Raw genomic sequence first — 12912 nt, 5'->3', positions numbered from 1 at the left:
AGGAGGTGGTGCTCGACTCCTGGGCCCGGGGGCCGGTGCTGCTGGTCGGCGACGCCGCCCACGCCACCTCGCCGAACATGGCCCAGGGTGCGGCGATGGCGCTGGAGGACGCTGTCGTGCTCGCCTCGTCGTTGGCCGCCGCCGATTCCGTCGCCGACGCGCTGCGCGCTTTCGAGGCGCGGCGCCGCCCACGGACGAACTGGGTGCTCAGCCAGACGCACCGCCGCGACAAGGCCACCGGGCTCCCGCCCGCGCTACGCGACCTGGTGATGCGCCGCCTCGGCGAGCAGATGTTCCGCTCGAACTACGGGCCGCTGTTCGCCCAGCCCTGACCGGCGCTGCTCACGGCACCTGGCCCGGCCGGTCGACGATGGCGACCCGCAGGACGGCGGCGGCCGACTCCAGTGACTCCTTGCCGTTGCGTATCACCGAGTTGCGGGTGCCGAGGTAGACGTGGGAGTCCCTATCGAAGATGAGGTCCACGTTGCCACCGATCACACCGGGCATCCGAATCGCCACCCCGTGCCGGCCGGCGGCGTCCACCACGTCGCCGGAGATGACGACCGCCCCGGGCTCCCGTGCCAGCACCTCGTACAGCGCCGCCAGCGCTCGGGGTGGCACGTAGCCGCGAAGCATCGACCGCGCTGTGGTGTACGCCATGCTCTCGTCCCCGTACACGGCCTCCTCGTCGGCGCCTTCGGGAAGGTGCAGGTCGACCGGGTGCTTCCGGAGGTATCGCAGCAGCGCGTCCGGGTCGGTGGGCAGGCCGCCGTGGTACGCGGGCGGCTGGAACGCGTCAAGCTTCTTCTCGGGATCGCCGGCATCGTTCATACGGAGCTCCCTCAGCCCGCTCCACCCGTTCGGATCGGCCTCGGGTCGGTACCGCCCCTGGGTGTACGCGACTCCGCCGGCCGACTGCCACAGTTGGTTCCGGATCGTCAGGTACGGGCCGCTGTCCGGCAACTCCCGGGTCGTCGCCAGGATCTCCGTGAAGACGTACTGGTCGGGACGGGCGGTGAGCTCCGGTTGTTGCCGGGCGGCGTCGGCCGCCAGGTGGAAGATCTCCGACGCGCTGGCCGTCGGCGGCGGCTGATCACCCAGTCTGATCGTCTGGACCACCAGCGCACCGGCGGTCAACGTCACCGCCAGCCCGAACGCTCCGGCGAGGCGCCAACCGCTGAGAAACCGGGTACGGCGACCGGTGGGACGGGCCTCCGACGCCGCCTCGCCCCGATGGGCCACGTGTGCGGTCAGATCCCTGAGAAGTTGCTCCTCGAAACCCTGCGGCGACCGTTCGGTCTCGTTCATCGTCATCTCCGTCTCCTCAGGCGAGGGTGGTGGCAGGGCGGGCGAGCACGGCGCGGACGAGCCGACGGGCGCGATGCAGGCGGACCCGGGCGGCGACCGGCGACATCCCGAGCACTGTCGCCGCCTCCGCGACGGTGAGGCCGTCCACGGCGACGAGTTCGACAAGCGTCCGGGTGCCCTCGGGGAGGTCGCCCAGCGCCCGATACGTGCGGCGGGCGGCCTCCTCGGCGTCGATCCGCTCCTCGATCCGGGCGATGTCATCGGGGCCCAGGTCCCGCCGTCCGGCCAGACGACCGGCGACCCGCAGCCGTTGGGCCGCCCGACGCCGCTCGTCGCCGATGACGTTGCGGGCCACCCCGTACAGCCAGCCGATCTGGCTACCCCGGTCCGGCCGGTAGCCGGCCGCCGACTCGATCACCGCCAGGAACACGTCGGCGGTGAGGTCGGCGGCGAGGTGTGGATCGTCGACCCGCCGCGCCACGAACCGGCCCACCGCCTCCAGGTGCCGCCGGTAGAAGACCTCGAAGGCCACCGGATCGGTGCCGATGCCGGAAATGTCGTCATCGGCTCGGTCGGGCTCACTCACGGGCCGTCCTCTCTCGCGCCTTCACACCCCTTCTTCGTACGGCGGAGCGCGGGTGTTACGCCGTAATGCCGCTTCCCGCCCGGCGCGGAACGCGGCGCTGCCGGTCCAGTTGGGCAACCGCCCTGGTGATGCGGCATCATCGAAGCACCGGCGACTGGCGGCACGGGGATGGTGAAACCATCGGGGAGCCTCTCGCGGGCGTCGACCGCCTGGGCGCCTGCGTCGAGGGACCATCATGACCACGACCAGCCCATCCGTCGACAACCACAACCCGTCGGGCACGGCCCGACTCCTGCCGGGCGCACCAGTCGCCGCAGCCGTCCTGGCCGAAACCGCAGCTGCCGCCACCCGTCTGCGCGAGCGCGGCATCACACCGAGCCTCGCCACCATCCTCGTCGGCGACGACGACGCCAGCGCCGGTTACATCGCCATCAAGCAGCGTCAGGCCGCCGCGCTCGGGTTCGACTCCCCGCACACGCACCTGCCGGCCACCGCCACCCAGGCGGAGCTGCACCAGGCCATCGCCCGGTTCAACAACGACCCGGCCGTGCACGGACTGCTCGTGCAGTACCCCGTTCCGGGGCACCTGGACTACGACGCGGCGCTGCAGACCATCGACCCGGACAAGGACGTCGACGGCATGCACCCGCTCAACATGGGACGCCTCGCCGTCGGGCTGCCCGGCCCGCTGCCGTGCACCCCCGCCGGCATCGAAGCCCTCCTGGCGTACCACGAGATCCCCGTCGCCGGTCGCGAGGTCGTCATCCTCGGCCGGGGCGCCACCCTGGGCCGCCCCCTGGCCATGCTGCTCGCCCAGAAGCGCCCGACCGCCAACGCCGCCGTCACCGTCGTGCACACCGGCGTGCCCGACTGGGACCGCTACACCCGCCGCGCCGACATCCTCGTCGCCGCCGCCGGCGTACCCGGCATCGTGCGGCCTGAGCACGTCAAGCCCGGCGCGGTCGTCATCGGCGCCGGCGTCCGCTACGACGGTCGGCGGCTCCTGCCCGATGTGGACGAAGCGTGCGCCGAGGTCGCCGGCGCCATCACGCCCCGGGTCGGCGGGGTCGGCCCGACCACCGTCGCGATGCTGTTCCGCAACGCGGTACGTGCCGCCGAACGCGCCAGCCAGTAACCCGGTCGCCGAGATCGCCTGATGCTGAGCAGCCCGGTCGTCCACAGCTACTCGGCATCAGGTGATCCAACCGGCTTTCTACGGTTGGATATCTCCTCCAGGTGCTGGAGCTGGTGCTGCCGGACCATCTCGTCCCAGGCCTCCTGGTCGTAGTCCGGGTCCGGCGGGATCCACTTGTGCGAGTTGTCGCTGTAGTGGAACCGCTCATCGCCCCGCCGGATCAGACTCACCGGACCCAGCCCAGGAAACGCCGGTGCAGCAGCCCGGCGGGCACCCAGGTCAGATCCTCGGCCGCCCAGACCAGGTAGGACCCCATATAGAGGGCCAACGACACAGGTGTGCCCTCGAACTCTGCAACCAGCTCCGTGCGCCGGGTCCGGCAGGGCCACGGTGCAGCGCAGCCGCCGCAGGTCCACACCGGAAGGACCGGGCCGTGGGTGGTCACGGCCGACCATCCAGGAAGCGCCGGATGGCCGACCGGGCGTGCCAGCGGACCGCCCATTCCGCCTGATAGCAGGGGTACGGGGACAGCCGCGCCCACCACCAGCGACAGCCGGCGCAGAGCCCGTCAACGCCGGGCAGGTGCACGGACAAGATTCGTCCGACCTGATCCTCGGTCACTCCTGCTCCTCCCCTGGCCAGTGGCCTCGGCGGATCGGGATGCGGTGCCGGGCTCGGCACGGCAGGTCGGCGCCACATCGGCAGATCCGCCGCCACCGCTGCCACGACCAGACCGGCCGATGGCGCCGAGCCAACGTCAGCGCCACCGCCAGCAGGTAGTCGTCGTACGGCACGTGTTTGGGCACCCGACCTCCGCGCGAGTTGTCGCGCCGTCGCCGGGCGTGACCACTTCACCACACACCACTCAGCCGTGTCTTGTCAATCTGCAAGTGACAATAGTCAACTGAAAGTCGCGCCTACGTTCAGGGCGTGAAGCGACCGCGCTTGTACGGGCCTGGCGAGTTGGCCGCCCTGTTCAACGTGTCGCGCCAGCGGGTACTCCAGATCACCCGCCGACCCGGCTTCCCCGAGCCGGTGGCCCGCCTCATCGGGACGACCATCTGGGACGCGGACGAGGTGGACGAGTGGGCCAAGCACAATCGCCCACCACGCCCAACTGAGGGCGACGAAGACCGCTAATCCCGCAAATCAGGAGCTGATCCGATCGGGCATGGAGACTTCGGATCGCCTGGTCTGGCGCAAGTCGAGCCACAGCGACAACAACGGCGGCGCTTGTGTCGAGGTCGCCGAACTGCATACGAGCATCGCGGTGCGCGACAGCAAGGACCCCAACGGGTCGACCCTTCGCTTCACGAGAGGCGCCTGGACGGGGTTCGTGCGCAGCATCCGGTAGCTCCCGGCCGCAATACCCAGAGCAGCAGGCATGCCGTGCCCTCGGCCGGCCCCTAGCAGTGGAGGCCCGTTCCGGCTGCCCAGCGGATGGCGATGCCCGCCGGGTGCGCCTACCGGCCGCTGTCCGGTTGGGGGGCCTCCAGGCGCCGGGCGATCTGTTCGATGGCGGTGAGGTCCTCTGGCGTGAGCCGGTCGATGAAATGGCGTCGTACCGACTCGACGTGGGCGGGTGCGGCCGTGGTGAGGGCGCCCAGGCCCTCTTCGGTAAGCACGAGGAGGCAACCTCGACCGTCGGCCGGGTCGGGAGTGCGCCGGAGTAGGCCGCGCTCCTCCATCCGGCTGGCGTGCCGGGACAGCCGGCTGCGGGACCAGCCCATCTTGTCGGCCTGCGCGTGCAGGGTGCTGGTGTGGCCGGGTCTTTCCGACAGGGTGCTCAGCACCTCGTAGTCGGGCTCCGAGAGTCCGATCGCCGCCAGGTCACCCGAGGTGCCGGCCTGGACGGTCACCATCACCCGCAGAAACGCGCGCCACGCCCGCTCCTCGTCCGGGTTCAACCAGTGCACCTGCGCTACCTCAGGTCTCGTTGACATGTAAACAACCTACCCCCTATATTTCGTTTCCATGTCAACGAAACCGCTCCGCCTCCTCGTCCTGGTATGCAGCACGCGCCCAGGGGCCCTCGGCCCGGTGATCGGGCAGTGGTTGATCGACGCGATCACGCCCTGCGCCGCCGAGCTTGGCGTCGAGTTGGTGCCAGTGGCCCTCGCCGACCTGGATCTGCCGTTCCTCGACGAGGAGGAACATCCGTCGTCGGGCATCTACCGGCAGGAACACACCCGTCGGTGGAGTTCGATCGTGGACACGGCGGACGGTTTCATCGTGGTGACACCGGAATACAACTACGGGATGCCGGCGACCCTGAAGAACGCGCTGGACTACCTCGGCCGCGAGTGGGCGTGGAAGCCGATCGGCTTCGTCAGCTACGGCAACACGTCGGCCGGCACGCGGTCGGTCCAGCATGCCAAGCAGGTCGTGACTACGCTGCGACTGGTCCCGTTGGGCGCCACGGTCGCGATCCGCATCGGTGACGCGTTGGACGACGGACGGCTGCGCCCCGACGCCGCGCGCGATGCGGCGAGCCTAGGCCTCCTGAACGAACTGGTCCGGGTCTCCCACGCCCTCCGGCCGATGCGCGAACGGGCAGGCGCCGGGACGGTCGCTGGCCCCGTGCCGGGCTCGTATGCGCGGCGGCTGACCCCCGACGACGCGCCCGAGGTCACCGTGCTGCAGCGGTGCTGCTGGGTAGAGGAAGCCGTCGTCAACGACACCTTGGCCATACCTGCCCTGCACGAGTCGCTGGAGCAGGTCCGCGAGTGGCTGGCGGACCAGCACACCACGGGCGTCTGGCTGGACGGTCGACTCCTGGGCATGGTGCGTACCCGCCGCGCGGGCACCGACTGGCACGTGGGACGCCTCGCCGTCGTACCGGACCTACGCGGTCACGGGCTCGGCCGGTGGCTCCTGCGCACCGCCGAAGCCGCCGCCGACCCGGGCATCCGCCGCATCGTCCTGTTCACAGGTTCCAATAGCCAGCGGAACATCAACCTTTACCACAGCGAGGGATACGAGCTCGTGCCATCGACCAGCACGGACGGAACCGCACTCCTCACCAAGGACGCTGAACCTACGCAAGCACCGACACTCGAGACTCGGTGAGAATGCACGCTCATAGCCGCTGGCTGGGCGCTTACCTCTGCACGCGCTCGGGGATGGAAGAGCCTGGAAACGGCGCTGCCCCGGCCTCCCAGAAGGGGAGCCGGGGCAGCGCTTATTGCGTACGTCAGCTGCAGCCGCTGGTGGAGCCGCAGCCCTCGCAGACGTAGCAGCTACCGGCCGGGCGCATCTTCGTACCGCAGGTGAAGCAGAGCGGCGCGTCGGCGGCCTTGCCGATCACGGCCTCCAGCAGCTCGGTGCTGGAACCCACTGTCGGAGCCGGCTTGGCGGCGGCCACGTCGGCCATCTCCTGGGCCGGCTGGGCGACCGCCTCAGTCTTGGCCGGAGCCTCGACCGGCGCGGACGACGCCATCGCGGTGAGCTCGGCGCCGGTGACCCCGGCGGCCTCCGCGTCGGCTTCGGCCCGCAGCTGGGCGGCCCGCTCGCTGGCGGTGAAGATGCCCAGCTCGGCGCGACGCTCGTAGGGCAGGAAGTCCAACGCCAGGCGACGGAAGATGTAGTCCATCACCGAGGCGGCCATCCGCACGTCCGGGTCGTCGGTCATGCCGGCCGGCTCGAAGCGCATGTTGGTGAACTTGCTGACGAACGTCTCCAGCGGCACGCCGTACTGCAGGCCGATGCTGATGGCCACCGAGAAGGCGTCCATCACGCCGGCCAGGGTGGAGCCCTGCTTGGACATCTTGAGGAAGACCTCACCGAGGCCGTCGTCCGGGTAGGACGACGCGGTCAGGTAACCCTCGGCGCCACCGACGGAGAAGCTGACCGTCTCGGACGGGCGCTTCTTCGGCAGGCGCTTACGCACCGGCCGGTACTCGATGACCTTCTCGACCGCGGCCGGCGCGGCGGCTGCGGTCTCGACGGCGGCCGGCTCGGTGGCCTTGTTGTTCTTCGCCACCGAGAGCGGCTGGCCGACCTTGCAGTTGTCGCGGTAGATCGCCAGCGCCTTCAGGCCGAGCTTCCAGCCCTCGAAGTAGATCTTCTCGACGTCCTCGACGGTGGCCGCCTCCGGCATGTTGACCGTCTTGGAGATCGCGCCGGAGACGAACGGCTGGATGGCCGCCATCATCCGCACGTGACCCATCGGGGCGATCGTCCGCTCGCCCATCGCGCAGTCGAAGACCGCGTAGTGCTCCGGCTTGAGGCCGGGGGCGTCCACCACGTGGCCGTGGTCGGCGATGTGCTCGACGATCGCCTCGACCTGCTCCTCGGGGTAGCCGAGGCTGCGCAGGGCGCGCGGCACCGTCTGGTTGACGATCTGCATCGAGCCGCCGCCGACGAGCTTCTTGAACTTGACCAGCGCCAGGTCCGGCTCCACGCCGGTCGTGTCGCAGTCCATCATGAAGCCGATGGTGCCGGTCGGGGCCAGGACGCTCGCCTGCGCGTTGCGCCAACCGTTCTTGTCACCGATCTTGTTGCCCTGGGTCCACTGCTTGGTCGCCTCGCGGACGATCGCGGTGGCCACCGGGCTGGTCGGCTTGATCTCGTCGTTGGCCGCCGCGTGCTTGCGCATGACCCGCTTGTGCGGCTCGGCGTTACGGGCGTAACCGTCGTACGGGCCCACGACGCCGGCCAGCTCGGCAGAGCGGCGGTAGGCGGTGCCGGTCATCAGCGAGGTGATCGCCGCGGCGACCGAGCGGCCCTGGTCCGAGTCGTACGGCAGGCCGGTGGCCATCAGCAGGGCGCCGAGGTTGGCGTAGCCGATGCCGAGCTGCCGGTAGGCGCGGGACGTCTCACCGATCTTGTCGGTCGGGAAGTCCGCGAAGCAGATCGAGATGTCCATCGCGGTGATGACGAACTCGACGGACTTGACGAACTTCTCCACCTCGAAGCCACCGTCGGCGCGGAGGAACTTCATCAGGTTGAGCGAGGCGAGGTTGCACGAGGAGTTGTCCAGGTGCAGGTACTCCGAGCACGGGTTCGACGCGGTGATCCGGCCGGTCTCCGGGCAGGTGTGCCAGTCGTTGATCGTGTCGTCGTACTGCAGGCCCGGGTCGGCGCACTCCCAAGCGGCCTGGGCGATGGAACGGAAGAGCTTCTTCGCCTCGATCGTCTCGATGGTCGAGCCGTCGAGCCGACCCCGCAGGTCGAAACCGCCGTCGTTCTCCACCGCCGTCATGAACTCGTCGGAGACGCGGACCGAGTTGTTGGCGTTCTGGTACTGCACGCTGACGATGTCGGAGCCGCCGAGGTCCATGTCGAACCCGGCGTCGCGCAGCGCGCGGATCTTGTCCTCCTCGCGCGCCTTGGTGACCACGAACTCCTGGATGTCCGGGTGGTCGACGTCGAGGATTACCATCTTGGCCGCCCGGCGGGTCGCGCCACCGGACTTGATGGTGCCGGCCGAGGCGTCCGCGCCGCGCATGAAGCTGACCGGGCCGGAGGCGTTGCCGCCGGAGGAGAGCAGCTCACGGGACGAACGGATGCGCGACAGGTTGACCCCGGAGCCGGAGCCGCCCTTGAAGATCAGCCCCTCCTCCTTGTACCAGTCGAGGATCGAGTCCATCGAGTCGTCGACGGCCAGGATGAAGCAGGCGCTGACCTGCTGCGGCGACGGCGTGCCGACGTTGAACCAGACCGGCGAGTTGAAGCTGAACACCTGGTGCAGCAGCATCCAGGTCAGCTCGTGCGCGAAGACCTCGGCGTCGGCCGGGCTGGCGAAGTAGCCGTACTCCTCACCGGCGGTGCGGTAGGTGTTGACCACCCGGTCGATCAGCTGCCGCAGCGACCATTCCCGCTCCGGGGTCCCCACCGCGCCCCGGAAGTACTTGGTGGTGACGATGTTCGCCGCGTTGACGCTCCACGACTCCGGGAACTCGACCCCCCGCTGCTCGAAGTTGATCGAGCCGTCCCGCCAGTTCGTCATCACGACGTCACGGCGCTCCCAGGAGACCTCGTCGTACGGGTGGACCCCCTCCGTCGTCCACACCCGGTCGATCTTCAGCCCCGCGCCTGCCTTGCTTCGTGAACGGCTAGTTGTCACGCCGTCGCCCCCCTCGTCTGCGCGGTGCCCCACCGCGCGTCCCAATCTCTCGAAAAACCGTGAAGACTCAGCTGGTACGGCCGGCGGCCTCAACCGCATCGGCCCGGCCCTGCTCCCGGGCTCGCGCCGCGGCCCGCAACGTCTCGATCTCGCGCTCGAAGTCGGCGAGCGAGTCGAACGAGCGGTAGACGCTGGCGAACCGCAGGTAGGCGATCTCGTCCAGGTCGCGCAGCGGACCCAGGATCGCCAGGCCCACCTCGTGACTGGGGATCTCGGCGGCTCCCTTGGCCCGGACCGTCTCCTCCACCCGCTGCGCGAGCAGCGCGAGGGAGTCGTCGTCCACCGGCCGGCCCTGGCACGCCTTACGCACCCCGCCGATGATCTTCGTACGACTGAACGGCTCGGTCACCCCGCTGCGCTTGACGACCGCGAGGACCGCCTCCTCGACGGTGGTGAACCGCTTGCCGCACTCCGGGCAGGACCGCCGCCGTCGGATGAGCTGGCCGTCGTCGGCCTCCCGCGAGTCGACCACCCGGGAGTCAGCATGCCGGCAGTACGGACACCGCATCGCCCACCTCCTAAAAAATGATCAACTGCGAGCACACCGGACACTTCCGGGCACGCCTCACCGCGACGGCGCCATCCTCGGATGACGCCCGCCGTGATCGACGTTACGGGAGTGCGGTCGGTAGTCGAACCCAACCTGTAGGCAACTTACGCCCGTGTCACTACTACATCTAGGGGTCGACCGTATGTCGCCGAGGAAGCCGGGTCAAGTTGGCCGGCGTGTCCGGCGCGTCACGGACCATCCGGCCATCCACGCCCAGCAACGCGCCCGAAGACCCAACGCCACGACCCCGCCCGGGTTATCGGCCAGGGAGCCAGAACCGGGCCGGAAAACAGCCGACGATCGAACACCAGTTCTACCTGACGTACCATTTATCAGAACATCCGTACGAGCGGAGCGCTTTTTCACCCCGACACGCCGGTGAGAGGTCGTACAGATGTTTGAAAATGACTGATCTCACCTATACGGTCATGAACAACGTGGCACCACCGCACGCACCACGAGCCGACGAGGCACCCAGCGCCGACCAGGGAGGACGGACGTGACCGAGGACCGGGCCAGCCGGCCGAAGAGCCCGCAGCAGATCACCGAGGCGGGCCCGCCGGCCACCCGACGCCGCAGCGCCGCGCGCAGCCGGACGGGCCAGCCCGCCGTGCGCCAGGTCACCCCGGTGGTCAGCGCCTTCCCCGACCCGGCGACGGTCGACCTGACCGCCCGCCAGCGCCGCATCCTGGAGTTCATCCGCACCTGGGTGGAACGACACGGCTACCCGCCGAGCGTCCGCGAGATCGGCGAGGCGGTCGGCCTGGTGTCGCCGTCCAGCGTCGCCTACCAGCTCAAGGAGCTGGAAAAGAAGGGCTTCCTGCGGCGCGACCCGAACCGGCCGCGCGCGGTGGACGTCCGCGCCCCCAGTGAGGCGATCGACGACGAGCTGTCGAGGGCACAACGACCCACCCCGGCGTACGTGCCGATGCTCGGTCGGATCGCCGCCGGTGGGCCGATCCTCGCCGAGCAGGCCGTCGAGGACATCTTCCCGCTCCCCCGCGAGCTGGTGGGTGAGGGCGAGGTCTTCATGCTCCAGGTCAAGGGCGACTCGATGCTCGACGCGGCGATCTGCGACGGCGACTGGGTGGTCGTCCGGCAGCAGCCGACCGCCGACTCCGGCGAGATCGTGGCCGCGATGCTCGACGGCGAGGCGACCGTCAAGACCTACCGGCGGCGCGACGGGCACGTCTGGCTGATGCCCCAGAACCCTGCCTTCGACCCCATCCCCGGCGATGACGCCACCATCATGGGCCGGGTCGTGGCGGTGCTCCGCCGGATCTGAGCGATCGGCGGGTGGGTGCCGACGGCGCTCACCCGCACCGCTCGTCACGGGCGGGTGAGCGCCTCAACGCTGATCAGTAGCGGTCGCCCCGGTGACCGCGACCGCCACCGGGATACTGCCCGTACGGGTCGTTGGGCGCGTCGTCGTCGCGTCGGCGAGCGGGCCGCTGACCCCGGTAGTCGGGCTCCTGCCCACCACGTCGGGGCGGCTCCGCGCGACCGGGTTGACCGCCGTCGCCGCCGCCGCCGTACACGCCACCGCCGGGACGACCACCGCCCGCGCCCTGTGGGCGACCACCGCCACCGTGCGGGCGACCACCGCCAGCCGGAGGCCGACCGCCACCAACCGGTGGGCGAGCGCCACCACTGACAGGGGGCCGACCGCCGCCACCGGCCGGGGGACGTCCGCCGCCGTACACGCCGGCGGCGCCCGGTGCCGGCGCACCGTAGCCACCATCGGCCGGGGCCGGCCGAGGGCCACCGCCGTACACGGCGCCACCGGCCGGGGCCGGGCCGCCGCGACCCGCGCCCCCGCCGTAGACCGCGCCGCCGGCCGGCGCGCCGCCACCGTAGACACCGCCCCTGCGGTCGTCGTCAGCACGGCCGCCACGCGGGCCGAACGGGTCGTCATCGGGATCCGAGGTGTCGGACGGGTCGGCGGTCGGCGGACGACGCCGCGCGCGAACGATGCCGAAGATGCCGGCGGCGACCAACAGCAGGCCGATCAGCCCGACCGCGCCGACCATGTACGTGATGTCGTCGAGGCTCAGCCCGTCCGTCCAGGACTTCGAGGCGGCCGGCTTGCCACCCTCCTCCGGAGCCAGTGGCACCGCGGTGGAGGTGGACGGGGTGTAGCTGAGGATGTCGAGCGGCTCGTCCTCGGTGAACCGGCCCGCATCGGAGACGGTGAGGAACGACTTCCCGTCCGAGGTGTAACTGATGGCCTCACCGAACGGGTCGGCCAGCGGCGTCACCCGCGGCTTGCCGGTGGTGAGCGCGGCAACGATGTCACCATCGGTCACGTCGAACTCGAAGGCGTCCGCGTAGGTGCGCAGGACCACCCGGGAACCGTCAGCGGTCCGGGACGCGCCGGTGATGGCGATCCGGCCGAACGTGTTGAGGGGGTTTTCCGTCTGGGTCTTCGGCAGCGTGAACTCGCCGGCCTTCTGCAGCGGCACCGGGTCGGTGTCCCCGCTCTTCAGGGCCGCCGACGGCGTGTAGATCTCGGCCTTGCCGCTGGTCACCTTGGTGATGATCAGCGGCTTTCCGTCGTCGCCGATGAGCAGCGCCTCGGCGTCGTGCGGCTTCGACTCGGGGTAGGAGAGCCGGTGCAGCGTCGGCAGCCTGGAACCCGCGACCGGCATCGACCAGAGCGCGACGCGGCTGCGGCGCTCCTTCGAGTCGGGATTGTCACCGGTGTCGGCGATCCAGAGGGTCTTGCCGTCCTTGGACAGGGCGAGATCCTCGGTGTCGAACGGACCCTGCCCCGAGTAGCGGACCGGCTCCTTCGCGATCTTGCACTTGCTGTCGAGGAAGAAGATCCGCTTGCGTGCCGCGACCTCGGTGCCGTCGTTGATGACGATGAAGCCGGTCTTGGTGGCGACCAGCCCGGACAGCTCCCGAAGGCGCTCGTCGGTGATCGTGCATCGCTTCTGGCCAGGGTTTGCGGCGGGCGGCCCGGACGCCCCGGGGGCGGGAGCCGCCGCGGCGACTCCGGCAAGCGCCACGGTTGCCCCGAGCAGGCCGAGGGCAACCGTGACCGAGGAAACAACGCGGCGCATTCGGCCAGTGTCGCATGCCGCGCGTTTCCGGTGGATGACGCCGTGGCCGGTCAGGACCGGCTGCCGGCCACCTGCTCCTGCCGTTCCACGTCGAACGCCGCCAGCTCCGCCGCCAACTCCGCGCCGACGCGCACATGCAGC

At 70.2% G+C, this 12912-nt stretch carries 15 protein-coding genes; 6 read left to right on the top strand and 9 right to left on the bottom strand.

The window, feature by feature from the left end; translation table 11 throughout:
• The coding region (locus KBX53_RS07495; protein WP_210858242.1) for an FAD-dependent monooxygenase at positions 1-332 on the top strand (332 nt) is incomplete at its 5' end.
• Between the two features lie 10 nt (positions 333-342).
• Here the strand turns inward: KBX53_RS07495 and KBX53_RS07490 are convergent.
• Positions 343-1314, bottom strand: a complete 972-nt coding sequence (locus KBX53_RS07490) for a CU044_5270 family protein (protein WP_210858241.1) — start codon at positions 1312-1314, stop codon at positions 343-345.
• Positions 1315-1324: 10 nt separating this feature from the next.
• Complete coding sequence (locus tag KBX53_RS07485) at positions 1325-1894, bottom strand: RNA polymerase sigma factor (protein WP_051708848.1); 570 nt, start codon at positions 1892-1894, stop codon at positions 1325-1327.
• Between the two features lie 235 nt (positions 1895-2129).
• On the opposite strand from KBX53_RS07485, the gene KBX53_RS07480 reads away from it, so the two are divergent.
• The gene (locus KBX53_RS07480) at positions 2130-3029 is read left to right on the top strand and encodes a bifunctional 5,10-methylenetetrahydrofolate dehydrogenase/5,10-methenyltetrahydrofolate cyclohydrolase (protein WP_210858240.1); all 900 of its coding nucleotides are present in this window, start codon (positions 2130-2132) and stop codon (positions 3027-3029) included.
• A gap of 47 nt (positions 3030-3076) precedes the next feature.
• On the opposite strand, the gene KBX53_RS07475 is transcribed toward KBX53_RS07480, so the two are convergent.
• From KBX53_RS07475 to KBX53_RS07460, 3 genes are all read right to left on the bottom strand, one after another.
• Complete coding sequence (locus KBX53_RS07475; protein WP_036412528.1) at positions 3077-3259, bottom strand: hypothetical protein; 183 nt, start codon at positions 3257-3259, stop codon at positions 3077-3079.
• 211 nt (positions 3260-3470) lie between these two features.
• Positions 3471-3650 (bottom strand): hypothetical protein, encoded by a 180-nt coding sequence (locus KBX53_RS07465; RefSeq protein ID WP_210858239.1) that lies wholly within the window; start codon positions 3648-3650, stop codon positions 3471-3473.
• Positions 3647-3835: a hypothetical protein gene (locus KBX53_RS07460; RefSeq protein ID WP_030337387.1), complete on the bottom strand. Its 189-nt coding sequence runs from the start codon at positions 3833-3835 to the stop codon at positions 3647-3649. The genes KBX53_RS07465 and KBX53_RS07460 overlap by 4 nt, the downstream gene beginning before the upstream one ends.
• 124 nt (positions 3836-3959) lie before the next feature.
• Here KBX53_RS07460 and KBX53_RS07455 point away from each other — a divergent pair, with 124 nt between their 5' ends.
• The gene (locus tag KBX53_RS07455) at positions 3960-4169 is read left to right on the top strand and encodes an AlpA family transcriptional regulator (RefSeq protein ID WP_030337386.1); all 210 of its coding nucleotides are present in this window, start codon (positions 3960-3962) and stop codon (positions 4167-4169) included.
• A 31-nt stretch (positions 4170-4200) separates the two neighbouring features.
• Complete coding sequence (locus KBX53_RS07450) at positions 4201-4383, top strand: DUF397 domain-containing protein (protein WP_210858238.1); 183 nt, start codon at positions 4201-4203, stop codon at positions 4381-4383.
• A gap of 109 nt (positions 4384-4492) precedes the next feature.
• On the opposite strand, the gene KBX53_RS07445 is transcribed toward KBX53_RS07450, so the two are convergent.
• Complete coding sequence (locus KBX53_RS07445; protein WP_210858237.1) at positions 4493-4972, bottom strand: MarR family winged helix-turn-helix transcriptional regulator; 480 nt, start codon at positions 4970-4972, stop codon at positions 4493-4495.
• 31 nt (positions 4973-5003) lie between these two features.
• Between KBX53_RS07445 and KBX53_RS07440 the strand changes: the two genes are divergently transcribed.
• Complete coding sequence (locus tag KBX53_RS07440) at positions 5004-6098, top strand: bifunctional NAD(P)H-dependent oxidoreductase/GNAT family N-acetyltransferase (protein ID WP_210858236.1); 1095 nt, start codon at positions 5004-5006, stop codon at positions 6096-6098.
• Between the two features lie 124 nt (positions 6099-6222).
• On the opposite strand, the gene KBX53_RS07435 is transcribed toward KBX53_RS07440, so the two are convergent.
• Together KBX53_RS07435 and nrdR are read right to left on the bottom strand one after the other, a co-directional pair.
• Positions 6223-9129, bottom strand: a complete 2907-nt coding sequence (locus KBX53_RS07435) for a vitamin B12-dependent ribonucleotide reductase (protein ID WP_210858235.1) — start codon at positions 9127-9129, stop codon at positions 6223-6225.
• A 34-nt stretch (positions 9130-9163) separates the two neighbouring features.
• Entirely contained in the window at positions 9164-9664 is a 501-nt protein-coding gene (nrdR, locus tag KBX53_RS07430) for a transcriptional regulator NrdR (RefSeq protein ID WP_210858234.1), read from the bottom strand.
• A gap of 541 nt (positions 9665-10205) precedes the next feature.
• Here nrdR and lexA point away from each other — a divergent pair.
• A complete protein-coding gene (gene lexA / locus KBX53_RS07425; RefSeq protein ID WP_030337371.1) occupies positions 10206-10991 on the top strand; it encodes a transcriptional repressor LexA in 786 nt (261 codons plus the stop codon).
• A gap of 73 nt (positions 10992-11064) precedes the next feature.
• Here lexA and KBX53_RS07420 read toward each other — a convergent pair whose 3' ends face one another.
• Positions 11065-12771 carry a hypothetical protein gene (locus tag KBX53_RS07420; RefSeq protein WP_210858233.1) on the bottom strand — a complete coding sequence of 569 codons (1707 nt, stop codon included), beginning with the start codon at positions 12769-12771 and terminating at the stop codon, positions 11065-11067.
• Between the last annotated feature and the right edge of the window lie 141 nt (positions 12772-12912).

It is taken from the genome of Micromonospora sp. M51 (assembly GCF_018070305.1).
Classification (GTDB): domain Bacteria; phylum Actinomycetota; class Actinomycetes; order Mycobacteriales; family Micromonosporaceae; genus Micromonospora; species Micromonospora parva.
This window is presented reverse-complemented; position numbering and strand designations above follow the sequence as displayed.

Bases quoted from the DNA above. Each gene is read 5' to 3' on its own strand.
- KBX53_RS07445 (WP_210858237.1), bottom strand. From the start codon at position 4,972: ATGTCAACGAGACCTGAGGTAGCGCAGGTGCACTGGTTGAACCCGGAC.
- KBX53_RS07490 (WP_210858241.1), bottom strand. From the start codon at position 1,314: ATGACGATGAACGAGACCGAACGGTCGCCGCAGGGTTTCGAGGAGCAA.
- nrdR (WP_210858234.1), bottom strand. From the start codon at position 9,664: ATGCGGTGTCCGTACTGCCGGCATGCTGACTCCCGGGTGGTCGACTCG.
- KBX53_RS07420 (WP_210858233.1), bottom strand. From the start codon at position 12,771: ATGCGCCGCGTTGTTTCCTCGGTCACGGTTGCCCTCGGCCTGCTCGGG.
- KBX53_RS07480 (WP_210858240.1), top strand. From the start codon at position 2,130: ATGACCACGACCAGCCCATCCGTCGACAACCACAACCCGTCGGGCACG.
- KBX53_RS07450 (WP_210858238.1), top strand. From the start codon at position 4,201: ATGGAGACTTCGGATCGCCTGGTCTGGCGCAAGTCGAGCCACAGCGAC.
- KBX53_RS07440 (WP_210858236.1), top strand. From the start codon at position 5,004: ATGTCAACGAAACCGCTCCGCCTCCTCGTCCTGGTATGCAGCACGCGC.